15 protein-coding genes and 1 pseudogene are annotated in these 16,113 nt (G+C 67.4%); 4 read left to right on the top strand and 12 right to left on the bottom strand.

Annotated elements, in window-relative coordinates; all coding sequences use genetic code 11:
- The 7 genes from WKW77_RS33475 to WKW77_RS33505 all read right to left on the bottom strand — a co-directional run bounded on the left by WKW77_RS33475 (position 1) and on the right by WKW77_RS33505 (position 8,578).
- Positions 1 to 1,581 carry an amidase gene (locus WKW77_RS33475; RefSeq protein ID WP_340361206.1) on the bottom strand — a complete coding sequence of 527 codons (1,581 nt, stop codon included), beginning with the start codon at positions 1,579 to 1,581 and terminating at the stop codon, positions 1 to 3.
- Between the two features lie 48 nt (positions 1,582 to 1,629).
- Positions 1,630 to 3,978 (bottom strand): primary-amine oxidase, encoded by a 2,349-nt coding sequence (tynA, locus tag WKW77_RS33480; RefSeq protein ID WP_340361207.1) that lies wholly within the window; start codon positions 3,976 to 3,978, stop codon positions 1,630 to 1,632.
- A gap of 100 nt (positions 3,979 to 4,078) precedes the next feature.
- Positions 4,079 to 5,056, bottom strand: coding sequence for a helix-turn-helix domain-containing protein (locus tag WKW77_RS33485; RefSeq protein WP_340361208.1), 978 nt, complete (start codon positions 5,054 to 5,056; stop codon positions 4,079 to 4,081).
- A gap of 104 nt (positions 5,057 to 5,160) precedes the next feature.
- On the bottom strand, positions 5,161 to 6,591 hold the full coding sequence (locus tag WKW77_RS33490; RefSeq protein WP_340361209.1) for an aldehyde dehydrogenase family protein: 1,431 nt from the start codon (positions 6,589 to 6,591) through the stop codon (positions 5,161 to 5,163).
- A gap of 101 nt (positions 6,592 to 6,692) precedes the next feature.
- Positions 6,693 to 7,502, bottom strand: coding sequence for a LuxR C-terminal-related transcriptional regulator (locus tag WKW77_RS33495; protein WP_340361210.1), 810 nt, complete (start codon positions 7,500 to 7,502; stop codon positions 6,693 to 6,695).
- 71 nt (positions 7,503 to 7,573) lie between these two features.
- On the bottom strand, positions 7,574 to 8,104 hold the full coding sequence (locus WKW77_RS33500; RefSeq protein ID WP_340361211.1) for a protein-tyrosine phosphatase family protein: 531 nt from the start codon (positions 8,102 to 8,104) through the stop codon (positions 7,574 to 7,576).
- Positions 8,105 to 8,191: 87 nt separating this feature from the next.
- Entirely contained in the window at positions 8,192 to 8,578 is a 387-nt protein-coding gene (locus tag WKW77_RS33505) for a TraR/DksA family transcriptional regulator (RefSeq protein WP_340361212.1), read from the bottom strand.
- Between the two features lie 144 nt (positions 8,579 to 8,722).
- Here WKW77_RS33505 and WKW77_RS33510 point away from each other — a divergent pair, with 144 nt between their 5' ends.
- On the top strand, positions 8,723 to 10,816 hold the full coding sequence (locus tag WKW77_RS33510) for an NAD(+) synthase (protein ID WP_340361213.1): 2,094 nt from the start codon (positions 8,723 to 8,725) through the stop codon (positions 10,814 to 10,816).
- A 27-nt stretch (positions 10,817 to 10,843) separates the two neighbouring features.
- Here the strand turns inward: WKW77_RS33510 and WKW77_RS33515 are convergent, their stop codons facing one another.
- Positions 10,844 to 11,062 carry a hypothetical protein gene (locus tag WKW77_RS33515; protein WP_340361214.1) on the bottom strand — a complete coding sequence of 73 codons (219 nt, stop codon included), beginning with the start codon at positions 11,060 to 11,062 and terminating at the stop codon, positions 10,844 to 10,846.
- Between the two features lie 85 nt (positions 11,063 to 11,147).
- On the opposite strand from WKW77_RS33515, the pseudogene WKW77_RS35110 reads away from it, so the two are divergent.
- Positions 11,148 to 11,443: pseudogene (locus tag WKW77_RS35110) on the top strand (uracil-DNA glycosylase family protein); the annotation flags it as partial.
- Between the two features lie 115 nt (positions 11,444 to 11,558).
- Entirely contained in the window at positions 11,559 to 12,629 is a 1,071-nt protein-coding gene (locus WKW77_RS33525; protein ID WP_340361215.1) for a flavodoxin family protein, read from the top strand.
- 28 nt (positions 12,630 to 12,657) lie between these two features.
- On the opposite strand, the gene WKW77_RS33530 is transcribed toward WKW77_RS33525, so the two are convergent.
- The 3 genes from WKW77_RS33530 to WKW77_RS33540 all read right to left on the bottom strand — a co-directional run bounded on the left by WKW77_RS33530 (position 12,658) and on the right by WKW77_RS33540 (position 14,270).
- On the bottom strand, positions 12,658 to 13,308 hold the full coding sequence (locus WKW77_RS33530; protein WP_340361216.1) for a BON domain-containing protein: 651 nt from the start codon (positions 13,306 to 13,308) through the stop codon (positions 12,658 to 12,660).
- A gap of 142 nt (positions 13,309 to 13,450) precedes the next feature.
- Positions 13,451 to 13,861 (bottom strand): hypothetical protein, encoded by a 411-nt coding sequence (locus tag WKW77_RS33535; protein WP_340361217.1) that lies wholly within the window; start codon positions 13,859 to 13,861, stop codon positions 13,451 to 13,453.
- Positions 13,862 to 13,877: 16 nt separating this feature from the next.
- Positions 13,878 to 14,270 (bottom strand): CBS domain-containing protein, encoded by a 393-nt coding sequence (locus tag WKW77_RS33540; protein WP_340361218.1) that lies wholly within the window; start codon positions 14,268 to 14,270, stop codon positions 13,878 to 13,880.
- 315 nt (positions 14,271 to 14,585) lie between these two features.
- On the opposite strand from WKW77_RS33540, the gene WKW77_RS33545 reads away from it, so the two are divergent.
- A complete protein-coding gene (locus WKW77_RS33545) occupies positions 14,586 to 15,236 on the top strand; it encodes a BON domain-containing protein (protein ID WP_340361219.1) in 651 nt (216 codons plus the stop codon).
- Between the two features lie 21 nt (positions 15,237 to 15,257).
- Here WKW77_RS33545 and phbB read toward each other — a convergent pair whose 3' ends face one another.
- Complete coding sequence (gene phbB, locus WKW77_RS33550) at positions 15,258 to 15,977, bottom strand: acetoacetyl-CoA reductase (protein WP_340361220.1); 720 nt, start codon at positions 15,975 to 15,977, stop codon at positions 15,258 to 15,260.
- Between the last annotated feature and the right edge of the window lie 136 nt (positions 15,978 to 16,113).

Consider the following 16,113-nt stretch of genomic DNA (forward strand, 5'->3'; position numbering starts at 1 on the left):
TCAGCCGGCGAGCAACGGACTGCGCGTCGCGCTGTACTTCGACGCGAGTTCGTACGCATGGCCGATCTGCAGCACCGCGAGATCGGCCTGCGCGCGGCCGATCACCTGCATCCCGATCGGCAGGCCGCCGGGCCCGAAGCCGGCCGGCACGTTGAGCACCGGCAAGCCTGAAAGCGTGCCACCGACCACCACCTCCATCCAGCGGTGGTAGGTGTCCATCGGCTTGCCGTTGACGCTCTTGGGCCAGTCCAGCTTCGCATCGAAGGGGAAGATCTGCGCCGATGGCAGCACGAGATAGTCGTAGCGCTGGAACAGCGCGTTGAGCGCCTGATACCACGCGCTGCGGTCGATGGACGCGCGATAGACATCACCGCCCGTGACCTTGAGGCCGTTCTCGACTTCCCACACCGCCTCGGGCTTCATCATGGCGCGCGTCTTCGGATCGGCATAGAGGCCGCCCGCGATGCCCGCGACGATGAAGCCGCGCATCGTGAGCCAGGTCTTCCACAGCCGCTCCATCGAGAAGTCGGGCTGCACCGCGTCGACCGTGCAGCCGATGGTCTCGAAGTGCTTCAGCGCTTTCGTGCAGGTGTCGAGCACGCCGGCCTCCATCGGGAGGTAGCCGTTGTAGTCGCCCATCCAGCCGATGCGCGCGCCCTTGAAGTCCTTGTCGAGCGGCCGGGTGAAGATCGCCGGGTCCTGGTCGATCGACAGCGGCACGCGCGCATCGAAGCCGGCCTGCACCGACAGCAGCATCGCGACGTCCGGCACGCTGCGGCCCATCGGGCCTTCGTAGCCGAGCTGCTGGATGAAGACCTCGTTGGTCGGCCCGTACGGCACGCGGCCGAAAGAGGGCCGGAAGCCGAAGACGTTGTTCCACGCGGCCGGGTTGCGCAGCGATCCCATCATGTCGCTGCCGTCGGCCACCGGCAGCATGTCGAGCGCCAGCGCGACCGCGGCGCCGCCGCTGCTGCCGCCCGCGCTCTTCGTCGGATCGAAGGCATTCACCGTGGTGCCGAACACCGTGTTGTAGGTGTGCGAGCCGAGGCCGAACTCCGGCGTGTTGGTCTTCCCGATCAGGACCGCGCCGGACTTGCGCGCGCGCTCGACCACGATCGCATCGGTCTTCGGCACGTAGCTCTTCATGATCGGCGAGCCCTGCGTGGTGACGATGCCCGCAGTGGCCGCGAGGTCCTTCGGCGCCTGCGGAAAGCCGTGCATCCAGCCGACCGCGCGGCCGGCGCTCTTCGCGGCAGCGAGTTGCGCGTCGCGCTCTTTCGCCTGCGCCAGAAGCCCATCGCGCGGCTGCAGTGAAACGATCGCATTGACCTTGGGGTTGAGCTTGTCCACCTGCGCGAGGTACGCGTTCATCACCTCCACGCACGAGACGCTGCGCGACTGGATCGCGCGGGACAGCTCGATCGCCGACCAGCCGGTGATCTCGCTCGCGGCCCTGGCCGACGCGCCCTGCGCAAGCGCACCCAACGGTGCCGCGGCGAGCAGCGCGGCGCCGGTCTTGAGGAATTCGCGGCGGCCGGTGTCCGTGCCGTGAGCGGAAGTCGAAGTGTCGATGTCAGTCATGGTGGATGCTCTCGTGGTCTTGCGTGTTGGAATTCGAGGCGGGGCCGGTCAGTTGCCGGGGTTGGCCGCATTGGCCGCACTGGCGGCACTGGCGGCACTGGCCGGACGGTTCAGCCCCAGCGTGGGCGTTTCGTCGAAGTAGTTCCAGGGCTTCAGCAGTGCGTGCACCCATTCGGTGGGCATGATCGGCCACTCCTCGGCGCGCGCGACGTGCGTGGTGCCGGTGGTCAGCCACACCACGTTGTCGGTGTTGACGATCGGCTGGTCGTCGGCTGTGAACTGGCCGAGGCCGGTGTCCTTGCCCGAGCGGTTCGGATACTTGCCTTCGGGGAACTTCTCTTCCGGGTCGTAGCGCGTGACCCAGATCTGGCGGTCCATGAAGCTCAGGCGGTGGTTGATCCACTCGTCCTTCGCGAAGTTGGCGCCCTTGGCGATCGGGTGCGTGCCGCCCGCATACGGAATGAGCTGGTAGGAGACCGGGTTGCCGACCTTGTTGAGCTTGTTCGCGTTGCTCAGGAGGCGGATCGTCGATGCGTCGAACTTCTGCGCCGCGGCCTTCTCGGTTGCGACGGTGCGCTGCACCGTCTGCATGGTGCTGGTGCGCGGGCCGCCGCGCGTGTTCTTCTCCACGACCGGGTCGATCTCGGTGAGCGAGTTGGCCTCGCCGTCCACGTCGAGATCGAGCCGGAAGTTGTAGATGTGCTGGTGCGTGGTGCCGACGATGTTGTGGTCGAGCAGCGTGCCGTAGCGCGTGTCCTCGGCGGCCGTCGCGTCCTGCATGGTGCGCGAGCGCACGCCCTTGACCGCCTCGATGCCGGTCGCGCCGGCGTTGATGCCGATGGTGCCGTTCTCGGCGAAGACCCAGTCGAACATGTAGTCGTAGTTGCCCACGGTGCTGATCCAGCGCACCACCAGCTCGCGCCGCTCGGTGCTGACGTTGGGCTTGCCCATTTCCTGGTGCTTGAACTCGGGGTCCGCGTAGCGCTCGAAGACCGCGATCGCGTTCGGCACCTTGGCCGGCGCGCCGGTGTAGTCGGCGAGCGTGGCGTCGAGCAGCACAGCGTTCTGCGGCGCATCGGTGCCGCGCTCGATCGGCGAGGTGAGCGTGCCCATGCCGTACTCGCCTGAATCGAGGTAGGCCTTGAAGTACCAGCCCACGTCCGGGTCGCCGTAGGGCACGATCATCCCGCCGAGCGAGCCTTCGTACATCACCTTGCGGCGCGTGCCGCGGTCGTTGTAAGTGACTGTCGAGAGCACGAGCCCCACGCGCGAGTCGAGCCGCACATGGAAGTCCCAGTTGCGCCAGTGCAGCGTGTTGCCGCTGATGGTGTAGTTCTTGCCCTCGGGCTCGATGATCTCCAGCGGCTTCGGCGGCGGCGTGAGCTTGCGGTCGCGGCCGTCGTAGGCGGTCGGCTTGAGCGGCACCGGGATCACGCCCTCGTCCTCGATCTTCACGACCTGCTTCTTTTCGAGGTCGACCACCGCGACGAGGTTCTCGATCGGGTGCGCCCAGTAGTTGCCGTCGCCCACGTCGAGGTAGCTCACCACCTTGAGCAGCCGGTCTTCCTGCTTCAGCGAATCCTTGCCGTCGAAGTAGCCGACGGTCAGCGGCGTCGCGACCACCTTCTTCACGTCCTGGATGTCGCGCTTCTTCAGCGCCTGGGCGTACTCGGGGCTGGCCTCGATGGCCGCCTGCACGGTCGCGAAGTCGTCGATCAGAACCATGCCGTGTGCGCCTTCGACGGGCTCCCAGCGCGTCACGCTGCGGGCCGCGAGGTCGACCGTACCCTCGATCAGCTTCTTGCCGTCGAGCACCACCACCGAGGCCCGGCGCGGCGCCCGCGCCGCCTGTCCGCTGAGGGCGAAGTTCCACACCTCGTCCTTGGGCGGCGTCTTCAGCGTGATCTCGGTGAAGCGGTAGCCCGGCTGGTAGCGGCCCGAGGCCTTGAGGATCGAGACGACCGCGTTGATTTCATCGGCGGTCAGCGGGTTGAGCGGGCTCGGCGTGCGCTCGATCGCGAAGGTCTTGTCCAGGCCCGACTGGAACACCTGGTTGATGAATTCGTGCGAGACGAAAGCCGTGTTGCCGCGCATCGTCACCGGCACGTCGAGCTTCACCTCCTGGCCGTTCACCAGCGCGGTGCGCGAACCCGCCTTGACCCGCACCAGCGTGCTGTTTCGTGCGATGGTGAAGACGTTGGCGAAGCTGTCGTAGCGCACGGTCGCGCCGAAGTCCTCGAGCGTCTTCTTCAGCGGCACCATGTGCGCCGCACCGCCATGTGCGTGCGCAGGGGCGGTGAAGGTCGATAGGGCTGCGCATGCGGTGATCGCTGCGATGGCGGTCAGCGCGGCTGCGCGCTGGCGAAGGGGCCGGGAGGCCGTGGGCTTGGATTGCATCGTCGTCCTGCGTCGCTGTAGGAGTGGTTTCGACGAAGCGTACGAGCCGGTGCCATCGGGCCGTTATCCCGATTTGGCAAGACTTGGCGGGAAAGGCGAATCAGTGCGCGAGCGACACCAGCCGCGCCGCGCCGCGCGCGCGGGTCGCCGAGGGCAGCTCGCCGAAGTGCTGCCGGTAGTCGGCTGCGAAGCGCGAAAGATGCCAGAAGCCCCAGCGCGCCGCGATGTCGCCCACGGTGTCTTCGCAGCGCGCGATCAGTTCGCCGCGCACATGGTTGAGCCGCATCACGCGCAGGTAGGTCACGGGGCTCAGGTGCAGGATCTCTTCGAAGGCGTATTGCAAGGCGCGGCGCGACGCGCAGGTCGCCTGGCAGAGGTCGGGCACGCTGATCGGTTCGTCGGCATGCGCGCGCATGTAGTCGCGCGCGGCGTTGAGGATTCTCCGGCGCGCCGCGGCGCTGGGCCGCACGCTGGCCTCGCGCCGATCGCCGGCGATGCCTTCCAGTACGGCCTCGGAGAGCGACAGCGCCAGCATGCGCTGCGCCGCCGGCTGCTGCAGCATGGCCGGCTGCTGGCGCGCAAGGGCGAGCGCGGTGTCGACGAGGCTCCTGAGGCCGGCCTGCACCGCATCGGAGGCATCGAGCACGCACGGCCCACGTGCCGGGAACACCGCATGCTCGCCGCCGCGAAGCTGCGTGGCCAGCGCGGCCAGGTGTGCGGTGTCGATCGAGATGCCGGTCACGCACATGCCGGCGCCGGCGGTCAGGTCGAACTCGGAGTCCGACGCGATCATGATCATGTTCTCGGCATCCAGCCGATGACCGCAGAACCAGCCGCCTTCTTCCTTGGACTGCATGAGCCCGATCGTGTGCGAGCCCGCGCGCGGCATGCCGCACTGGAACACGGCACGGCTCGCGGTCTCGACGAAGATCTGCACCGGCCCGACGCGCAGGTCTTCGACATGGCCGTCGAAGCGGCCGGCGGAGATCTGTTCGTAGCGCTGGTCCCAGGCGCTCAGGCCCGCAGCATGTTCATCCGCGTCGCGGGTTTCCTGAGTGGTGTAGCAGACGTCTTCCATGGGCGAAACCTTCGGCGTGTTCGCGCAAGAAGCGTGCCCCCAATAGACCGTACGCGCAATCCAAGAAACCCCGCGGAACCGGCTTTGCCGGGCCGCTGCAGGTGTTACTTCTTGACGCTGATGACCTGCGGCTGCGTCACGGATTTGAGGCCGTCGACGCCGAACTCCACGCCCCAGCCCGAGCTCTTCACGCCGCCGAACGGCACCATCGGGTGGATGGTGCCGTGCTGGTTGATCCACACCGTGCCGGCCTGGATGCGCGAGGCGATCGCCCGGGCCTTGCCGATGTCGGCGGACCAGACCGAAGCGCCGAGCCCCACGTCGAGCCGGTTCGCGCTCGCGATCGCGGACTCCACGTCGCGATAGCGGATGATCGGCAGCACCGGGCCGAACTGCTCCTCGTCGACCAGCCGGCTGCCGTCCGCGATGCCGGTGACCAGCGTCACCGGATAGAAATTGCCGGGGCCGCCAGTTTCCTTGCCGCCGCACACGACGGTCGCGCCGTGCGCCTTCGCGTCCTCCACCAGCGACACCACCTTGTCGAACTGCATGCGGTTCTGGATGGGGCCGATCGCGATGCCGGGCTCCATGCCGTTGCCCATCGGCATCGCCTCCGCGAGCGCCTTGAGTTCGGCGACCACCGCGTCGTGCAGGTTGTCGGGCACGTAGAGCCGCTTCGCGGCGGCGCAGGTCTGGCCCATGTTGAGGAAGGCGCCCCAGAAGAGGCCCATCGCGATCGCCTTCGGGTCGGCGTCGGGCAGCACGATCGCCGCGTCGTTGCCGCCGAGTTCCATCGTGGTCGGCGTGAGATTGCGCGCGGCGGCAGCCGCGATGCGTGCGCCGGTCGCGGTCGAGCCGGTGAACATGATCTTGTCGATGCCGGTGTTCTCCACCAGCGCGGCCCCCACGTCGCCGCCGCCGCTCACCGTGTTGAGCACGCCCGGCGGCAGCACCTCGGCAATGATGCGGACCATCTCCAGGGTGCCGATGCTGGTGTATTCGGACGGCTTGAGCACCACCGTGTTGCCCGCGCGCAGCGACGGGACGATCTGCCAGATGGCGATCAGCAGCGGCCAGTTCCAGGGCGCGATCGCGGCCACCACGCCGAAGGGCTTGCGGTGCACTTCGTCGCGGCGGGTGTCGTCCTCGAAGGCCACTTCCACCGGCAGTTCGAGGCTCGCGGGCACCTGCGTCCAGACCTCGCAGCCCCAGATCTCGAAGCGCGCGCCGGGCACCTGGTCGGGGCCGACGCCGCCGAGCGGCTTGCCCTGCTCGCGCGTGACCCATTCGGCGAGGTATTCGTCGTTGGCCTTGATGGCCTCGGCCACTGTCATGAGCAGAGCCTGGCGCTCGGCGTCGGGGCGCGCGGCCCAGGCGGGCTGCGCGGCGCGCGCGGCGGCAACGGCCTCCGCGACCTGTTCGGGTGTGGAATGCGGGACGAGGCCGAGCGTCTCGCCGGTGGCGGGGTTCTTCGATTCGAAGCTGCGCGCAGAGCCGACGCGGCGGCCGTTCACGGTGTTCTCAAAGGTCTTCACGGGATGTCTCCGGACTGTGGATTTGGGGCCGGAGTCTAGGGAGCGTGCGCGCGCGGCTCCATCGCGAAGATTCGCGATAGGGTTCGCCCGGGGTGGGCCAATCAGTGATGCGGATGGGCGGCCAGCACCCGCGCGAGCCGTGCGGTGGAGCTCACGCCCAGCTTGTCGCGCACGCTGCGCAGCTGGTGGTCGACGGTGGAAAACGAACGGTCCAGTTCACGCGCGATTTCCTTGTAGCTCATGCCGGTCGCGGCCATGCGCGCGACCTTCAGTTCGGCCGGCGTCAGCCCCGCGATGGCGGTTTGCGCCGGCGCATCGTCGTGGACTTCGACGAGGGAACGCGCGGCGGTGAGCACAGGCGTCAGCACCGAACGCGCAAGCAGCGGCAGATGCTCGCGGGCCTCCGAATGCCAGTGGGCGCGGGGCTCCATCCAGTCCGCGCACAGAAGGCCCAGCGGCCGGTTGCCGTCGTGCAGCGCGACAGCGAGCTTGGTGCGCGTACCGATGGAGGAAAGCTGCGCACGCATCGACGCGCCGAAGCGCGCATCGTTCGCGACGTCGCCGAACATCACCACGTCGTGGGTGGACCAGACCTCGGCGAGGCTCGAATCGCGCGCATCCATCATGGCGCCGACCACCGAAGGCACTGCGCGATCGGGCCGCAGCGATTCGACCAGCGGCGAATAGAGCGCCTGCCCGGGTTGTGCGAAGCCGCCGTCGACGCGATCGGCGTCGAGCAGCTCGCGCAGGCACTCCACGCCGATGCGCCAGCACTGGAGCGGATCCTCGACGTAGAGCAGCATCTGCGCCGCGAACTCGCGCGCCGGCCGCCACGGCAGCGCGCAGCGGTCGTCGAGCAGGCTGCCGCGCAGCCTGCGTTGGGCCTGGAGCACGTCGTCGCTGTGGGTCATGTCGGGGTTCCAGCGTGGGGCATGCCGCGCATGCCGGAAGCGCATTTTCCACGCGTGCGGGCCCACGTGGCTCAGCGCGTGCGCGGCCGGACGTAGGCGACGTCGGTGAATTCGTCGAAGCTCGGCAGCTTCCAGTCGACGTCGCGGGCGAAGCGATAGCTGTCCAGCCAGGCGCGCCAGCATTCGAACTGCGGGGGCGAGGGCGACACCTGCGGACGCTGCCGTTTCAGGAGCTTCAGCGCCTCCAGCGGCGGCATGCCGCGATGCACGAGCACGCACAGCGCGAGCGTGGCCGAGCGGCCGATGCCGTATTCGCAATGGATGAGCACGCGCCGGTCCGCGTCGAGGAACTCGTTGGCGAAGCGGATGCCGTATTCGAGGTCCGGTGTTTCCACCGCGCACATGTCGGCGGTCGGAAGATGAAGCAGCGAGATGCCGTGACGGCGCATCACCACCGCGTCGGGCTTGGCCTCGCCGCGCAGATCGACCACCGCGGCGACGCGATGTTCGCGCGCAAGCGCATCCACCCGTTCGGGCGGAAAGCTTCCGCCCACGGCGAGCTGATCGGTGATCCAGCTGAGGTTCGGCTGCCAGAGACTCATTCGAAAACTCTATGTCCTTTCCTGGGTGGAGGCGTGCATCGGCCCCGCCGACGACGGGGAAAAGCGTGTCTGCTTGCGACCCCGGAATCAGATGTGTCCGGATGCGCGATGCGCCTCGTAAAGGCGCTGGCAGGGCACGCAGCGCTCGCTGGAGGGCTGCACCTCCAGTCTCTCGCGCGGGATCTGTGCGTCGCAGTCGATACACCGGCCGTAACGCCCGTTACGCATGCGTTCGCGGGCATCGGCGATCCGGCGCAGTTCGAGTGCATCGCGCTGCGCCTCGCCGTCGCGGACCGTCTCGTGGGTGCGCGCTTCGGCCAGGTCGACGGTGTCGCCGGGCTCCAGCGGCGGCAGCCGCGACGAATCCTCCATCGCTTCGTTGTTGATGGTCGCAAGTTCGGCCGCGAGCTCGGCCTCCCGCCTGTCGAGCTTCTTCCGCAAGGAAGCCAGTTGCTTTTCGCTGAGCCCGGTCATGCCGCCCTCCGTGTTTCGAGTCCGCCATGAGGCCCGAAGCGTGGGGGCGCCGCCTTCGGAGGGGTTCCCGAGCGCGGGTCAGTCCAAGCCGACAGAAAATCCCCGGATTCCGCCGGCTCCGTTGCGTCCCTGCAAAATCGGTCCATGACGACTCCGCTCGATTTCCACAACCCGTACCGCCACGGCTTTGCCCGCGTCGCGGTCGCGGTGCCGCGCAATCGCGTCGCCGATCCCGTGTTCAACGCCGCCGAGACGGTGCGGATGTACCGCGAAGCCGCCGCCAACGGGGCGGTGCTGGTGGCATTCCCGGAACTGGGACTCTCCGCTTACACCTGTGACGACCTGTTCCACCAGGCCGCATTGCTCGATGCCTGCGAGACGGCCCTGCAGACGGTGGTCGAGGCCTCGCGGGAGGTGAATGCGGTGGCGGTGGTTGGATTGCCGCTGCGGGTCGACCACCGGCTCTTCAACTGCGCGGCCGCGGTCGCCGGCGGGCGCGTGCTCGGGGTGTTCCCGAAGACCTACCTGCCGAACTACGGCGAGTTCTACGAGGCCCGCCAGTTCGCGGCCGCCGACTCGGCGCTCGCGACGGAGATCGAGCTTTTCGGCCAGCACGTGCCCTTCGGCACCGACCTGATGCTGCGCGCGCGGCAGCTGCCGCTGCTGAAGCTGCATGTGGAGATCTGCGAGGACGTGTGGGTGCCGATCCCGCCGTCGAGCCTGGCCGCGCTCGCGGGGGCGACGGTGCTGGTCAACCTGTCGGCGTCGAACATCACGATCGGCAAGTCGGCCTACCGGCACCAGCTCGTGAGCCTGCATTCGGCGCGCTGCCTCGCGGCTTATCTCTATTCGTCGGCGGGCATCGGCGAATCGACCACCGACCTCGCGTGGGACGGACAGGCGCTGATCTACGAAAGCGGCGAGATGCTGGCCGAGAGCGAGCGCTTCAGCAACAGCTCGCACATGATCTGCGCGGACGTCGACCTCGAGCACCTGTCGCGCGAGCGCATGCGGCAGAACTCCTTCGGCGTTTCGGCGCAGAAGCACCGCGCGGCGCTGCAGGCGTGGCGCACGGTGGACTTCGATCTGGAGATTCCGCGGCCCGCATCGCGCACGCTGCTGCGCAAGGTCGAGCGCTTTCCGTACGTGCCGGCGGATGCCGCTCACCGCGACGAGCGCTGCCACGAGGTGTTCAACATCCAGGTGCAGTCGCTGGTGCAGCGCATGGAGGCGGCAGGTATCCGGAAGCTCATCATCGGCGTCTCGGGCGGGCTGGATTCGACGCATGCACTGCTGGTGTGCGCGAAGGCGGTGGACCGGCTGGGCATCCCGCGCGCGAACATCCTCGGCTACACGATGCCGGGCTTCGCGACCAGCGACCGCACGCTGGGCCAGGCGCATGCGCTGATGCGCGCAGTCGGCTGCACCGCGCAGGAAATCGACATCCGCCCGAGCTGCATCCAGATGCTGAACGACCTCGGCCATCCCTTCAAGGACGGGGTGCCGCAGTACGACATCACCTTCGAGAACGTGCAGGCGGGCGAGCGCACCAGCCACCTGTTCCGCCTTGCGAACCATCATGGCGGCATCGTCGTCGGCACCGGCGACCTCAGCGAACTCGCACTCGGCTGGTCCACCTACGGCGTGGGCGACCACATGTCGCACTACAACGTGAACGCCAGCGTGCCCAAGACGCTCATCAAGCATCTGGTGCGGTGGGTGGCCGAGAAGAACGAGATCGGCGCGCAAGGCAGCCGCGTGCTCGAAGCGATCGTCGATACCGAAGTGAGCCCCGAGCTGGTGCCCGTCACCGCCGGGACCGGCTCGGATGCGCACACGCAGCCGGGCCAGCGCACCGAGGACACCATCGGCCCCTACGAGCTGCAGGACTTCCATCTCTACTACACCCTGCGCTTCGGTTTCCGGCCGACGAAGGTCGCCTATCTCGCCTACCAGGCATGGCACGACCGGGCGCTCGGCGCATGGCCCGACGCACTGCAAACCGAGCGCAACGAGTACGGGCTCGCAGCGATCCGGCGCCATCTCGGCACCTTTCTCTACCGCTTCTTCAAGACCAGCCAGTTCAAGCGCAGCTGCGTGCCGAACTCGCCGAAGGTCGGCTCCGGCGGATCGCTGTCACCGCGCGGCGACTGGCGTGCGCCGAGCGATTCGGAAGCGGCGGTGTGGATGGCCGATCTGGAAGGCATTCCGGTCGAGGCACCCTCCGCGAAGGACTGACCGGAACCGCCGGCAGGGCCCGCGCGCTCAACTCGCCGGGAACTGCTCGGGCATCGGCTCGCCTTCGGCCGGCGCGGGCGGATCCTGCTCGCCTTTGCGGCGCCGCTTCTCCTGGCCGAGTTCCTGGATCATTCGCTCTCCCTCGGGATCGGGCCCGTCCAGCGGCACCGACTCCTCGAAGGCGAGTTCCGGCTCTTCGTTGAGTTCGTGGGGATCCAGCGGAGGCGGGCGGGTCGGGGTCTTCATCGGGGTCTCCATGGCAAAGCCCAACAGTTGCACGTCGGCGCCTGGCCAAAGCGGGCCGAAGGCTTCAGCCACTGTCGGCGGATTCCTGCGTCCGGTCTGTCCCCGCGCCTGTGCCTTCGCGGGACCGGCTGGCGCAACGTCGGATGTTCCTGGCCAGTCGGTGTGCGGCGAGGGCGCGGTGCACGCGCGGATCATGGTCGTGGGCGAGCAACCCGGCGACCGCGAGGATCTTGAGGGGGGCCTTTCGTCGGGCCGGCCGGAAAGCTGTTCGATCGCGCGCTGGCAGAGCTCGGGTGGGAGCGCGGGGATCTCTACGTCACCAACGCGGTGAAGCGCGGCGATCCCGCCGAGCGGGAAACGGCGTGGGCTGCATGGCTGAAGGACTTGCGGGTGGCCCTGCCGCGCCGGTAGAAAGTGCTCATTGGGGTCTTGGCCTACGCCGGATCGTGGCTTGCGACTCGCGCGGGCCGCGCCGAACACGCGCTAGCTTGAGGGCATGACCAGCGTACGAAAAGGCCAGGCGCCGGAACCGATGTCGCGCGAGGCATTTCATGCGCGCTTCATGCAGCCGTTTCTCGATCCGGCTTTCGCGGCGGAAAAAGAGGTGCTGGCCCGGCTGGAAGACATCGCGTGGACGGCCTACAAGGACGGCCGCAAGGCGCCCGTGACCCGCAAGGCGGGCGAAGGCTTCGCGGACCCCGAATACGAACTGTCGGTGGAATGGCTCGAAACGAGATCGCGGCTGCGCAAGGCGCAGGACGCCTGGAGCGACGCCGCCACGCCGTCGCGGGTGCTGCTCATCAATGCCTCGCCGCGCAACGACGGGAGTTGCCCTGGCGAGATATCGAAGACGTGGCGCATGCTGCAGATCGCCAAGTCCCAACTCGATGCACCGGGGCTCGAATGCGACGTGCTGGACCTGAGCCTGCTCACCTCGGACTACGCGCGCAGGATTCATCCGTGCAAGGCCTGTGTTTCCACGGCCATGCCGCTGTGCCACTGGCCGTGCAGCTGCTATCCCAACCATTCCCTGAACCAGACGGGCGACTGGATGAACGAGATCTACGAGCGGTGGGTCGCCGCGCACGGCATCATCATTCTCACACCCACGCACTGGTACCAGGCCGCGAGTCCGCTCAAGTTGATGATGGACCGGCTGGTCTGCGCGGACGGCGGCAATCCCGATCCGACGACCACCCACGGCAAGCATCCCGAAGAAGCCAAGGCCATCGAGATGAAGGGGTGGGACTATCCCAAGCATCTCGCCGGCCGCGTCTACGGCCTCGTGGTGCATGGCGACGTGGCCGGTGCGGAAGACCTGCGCCGCAATCTCAGCGACTGGCTGGACTGGATGGGCCTCGTCGATGCCGGTGCGCGAGCGAGGCTCGATCGGTACGTGGGCTACTACGCGCCCTACGCAACCAGCCACGAGGCGCTCGATGCCGACACGGCCGTGCAAACCGAAATCCGCAATGTCGCGCGGGCGGTCGCGGATTCGGTGGCCCTGCTGCGCGCCGGCAAGCTCGAGATGCCGGACCGGAAGCTCAGGGCGCCCCGACCCAAATGAGGTGAATTGCTTCCGAAGGGGAGGGGCTTCAGTCAATCGTCAGGTCGTTCACCACCGAGCGCACGCCGGGCGCCGACCAGGCCGCGCCCTGCACCGCATTCAGTTCGGCCCATGAATGGACCTTGCCCTTCAGGTGCACCTCGGCGCCCACCACGGTGACCTGGATGCGGTCGGCTTCGCGCGTCGCTTGCCGCGACAGTGCGTCGTGAAGCCGCTTCTCTATGTCGATCGTCTTCACCTTAGGGATGAGCTTGATGGCGTTCGTGACGCCGGTGACGCCCATCAGGTTGCGCACCGCACGCTCGGCCGCCCTGCGCTGGTAGTCCCATTCGACTTCGCCGTCGAGGGTGACCCAGCCGTTCTCGACCATGGGCTTGATCTTGCCGGTCGGCACGAGCACCGACCATTCGAGGCCGCGTTCGGCCGCCATGGCGATGTCGGCGTCGGACCGCGCATCGGAGGGCGACAGCTTGACGGTCATCTCGACGGCAAGTGCCTTGACGCCCTTGACGCGCCGGGCGGCGGCCTCGGCGGCGTATTTCTCCGCGTGGCTGGCGACATGGCCGGTCAAGGTGACGATGCCGTCCGCTGCGATCACGCCGATGTGCGCAGGGTCCACCGCCGGTTCCCAGTCCAGCTCGGCCTGGACGTCGCTTCTGAGTTGTGCATCGGATCGCATGTGACTTTCCTTTCATTGAATGATCGGTCGAAGCGTTCTGCACACGGAAGGGGCGATACGCTTCTGATCCCACTCTAGGCAGCTTCGGGGCGCATCGGCTTGCGTTCGATCAACCGGATGCGACTGCGTCGACGAAGCCGGTTCAATCGGGCAGGATCGGCCAGTAGAGCGTCGAGGCGCTCGTGCCTTTTGCGATCCTGACGTCGACCGTGCGAGCGATGCCGCGGTAGGTTGCGCGCACCCGGTAGGCGCCTGGAGCCAGGGCCACGTGGAGCAGGGGGCCGCAGTCCTTGTAGGGCCCGAACGCGCGCCCCCGACCGAGGGGTTCGATGAACACGTCGACGCCTGTGAGATATGCGCCGGTGCCGGCCTCCGCGAAAGTGAGCCGCAGGTTGTAGAGGTTCTGGCTCAGTCGCATGCGCTCCTGGTCTTCCTCTCCGATGCCGCCGCTGCGATGGGCTCCGGGAGCGAGAAGAGGCGAAGCAGCCGATGCGCCCGCGCTCAGCGCGCTCAGGAGCACGGCCAAGGCGAGATGGAATGCGGGTATTCGCATGATGCGTGCGTCCTGATCAGCGCCGGTCATCGGGCAGGAAGGTGCGCACGAAGTCGAGCGACGACACGACGCCGGCGATGCCGTTGCGATCGGTGACGATCACGTGATGAATCCCGCGCTCCACCATCAGAGCCGCGACCATGGCAATCGGCGTCTCGGCATCCACCACGACCGGCTTGTAGGTGCACATTTGCCATGCGCGCGTCGCCGCGGCGTCACGGCCTTGCGAGTGGAAGGCGACGAGGTCAGAGGCGCTGATGACGCCAGCCGCTTCGCGCTTCGTAGGTTCGAGGACCGGGACCCAGTTCAGGCGCCGGTCGGAGAGCAGGGCCTCCACCTGCGCCACCGTGTCATCCATGCCGGCGCTGCAGACGGGTCGTTGCATCAAGGAGGAGATGGGTTGATTCATGAGGGCTCCTTTGGGTGGGACGGTCAAGACGGAGCTGTCGAGGTACGCAGGCCTTTCAGTGAATGCGCCGATACGTGGGAACGGTCCGCCGGTCGAGAGACCCATGCTAGGGATGCAATGCGCCGCGTGCCTTGATCTTCGCCAAACACTTCATTGACGCGCATCAAGTTTCGACCGACTCGCACGAAGCCAGCCGCCATCTGGATTGCGATGAATCAATCGGCGCCCGGCCGCGCCTTCATACGATCTGCCGTAAACGCTGCGCGCTGCACGCAGGTCGGATCGAGAGAAACAACGACATTGGAAAGGTCGATCATGAAGACAGATGCGCAACTCAAGAAGGACGTCGAGAGCGAGCTCGAGTGGGACCCGGCGATCAACGCAGCCCATGTCGGGGTCATGGTGGAGAACGGTGTGGTCACGCTCACCGGGCACCTTCACACCTACAGCGAAAAGGCGCTCGTCGAACATGCGGTGCAGCATGTTCAAGGCGTCAAGGCTCTTGCTGTCGAACTGGATGTCAAGCTCGATCCCAGCCACAAGCGAAGTGATACCGAGATCGCGGCCGCTGCGGAAGACGCGCTGACGTGGAATGCGCAGGTACCGGCCGGCATCGGACTGAAGGTCGAGCAGGGATGGCTCACGCTGAAGGGCGATGTGGAGTGGGAGTATCAGCGCCGGGCAGCAGTGCGCGCCGTGCGGTCGCTCACGGGAGTGGTCGGCGTCAGCAACAACATCATGCTCAAGCAGCGGCCCGCCCATTCCAATGTGGCGGCGAAGATTCGCGACGCCCTGGTTCGCCAGGCCGAGAAGGATGCGCAGCACATCGATGTGGTGATCGATGGAACCGAGGCGAAATTGCGTGGCACCGTCCACTCGTGGGCGGAGCGTGCCGCGGCGCAAGGTGCCGCATGGTCCGCCGTGGGAATCACAAGCGTGGTGAATGAACTGAAAGTGTCGAGCTGAGCTCCGGCGCGCCAAGGGGCTTCAGGGCATGTACTTGCCGCCGTTGATCGACAACGTGATGCCGGTGATGAAGCCGGCGTCTTCCGATGCGAGAAAAACCACGGCGCGCGCGATCTCGGCTGGCGTTGCGAGACGGCCGACCGGCACCGTCTTGAGGATTCCCGTGAGCACCTCGGGCGGCACTGCGCCCACCATCGCGGTGTCCGTATAGCCGGGCGCGATCACGTTGACCGTGATGTTGCGCGAGGCGCCCTCCAGTGCGAGGGATTTCGTGAAGCCGATCAGCCCCGCCTTGGTCGCCGCGTAGTTGCATTGGCCGGCCTGGCCCGAGAGGCCGTTGACCGAACTCATGTTGACGATGCGTCCGTACCGGCGCTCGCGCATGCCTTCGATGACCGCGCGGCACATGTTGAAGCATCCGCCCAGGTTGATGTCGATCACCTCCCGCCAGTGCGCGTCCGACATCTTGTGCAGCATGGCGTCGCGGGTGATGCCGGCGTTGTTGACCAGCACGTCCACGGGCCCGAGTTCGGCTTCCACGCGTGCCACGCCCTCGCGGCAAGCGGCAAGGTCTGCCACATTCCACGCGAAAGCGGGAATGCCCGTGCGTTCGGAGAAGCGATTGGCGGCCTCGCTGTTGGAGCCGTAGTTGGCGGCCACGCGATAGCCGGCTTCCGCCAGCGCTTGCGCGGTGGCCGCGCCGATGCCGGCCGTTCCGCCGGTGACGAGTGCGACGCGCATTCAGGGCTCCCTCGGGCGGCTGCGGGAAATGGCTTGCATGGCTTTTCCTTTCGAAGGTGGTCGGGCGGGCAAGTCGCCCCGCGCCAGCGACTCCAGGCAGGGCAGACATTGGCGATTTTGCGCTCGATCAACGCCG

The organism is Variovorax ureilyticus (assembly GCF_037889935.1).
GTDB lineage: Bacteria > Pseudomonadota > Gammaproteobacteria > Burkholderiales > Burkholderiaceae_C > Variovorax > Variovorax ureilyticus.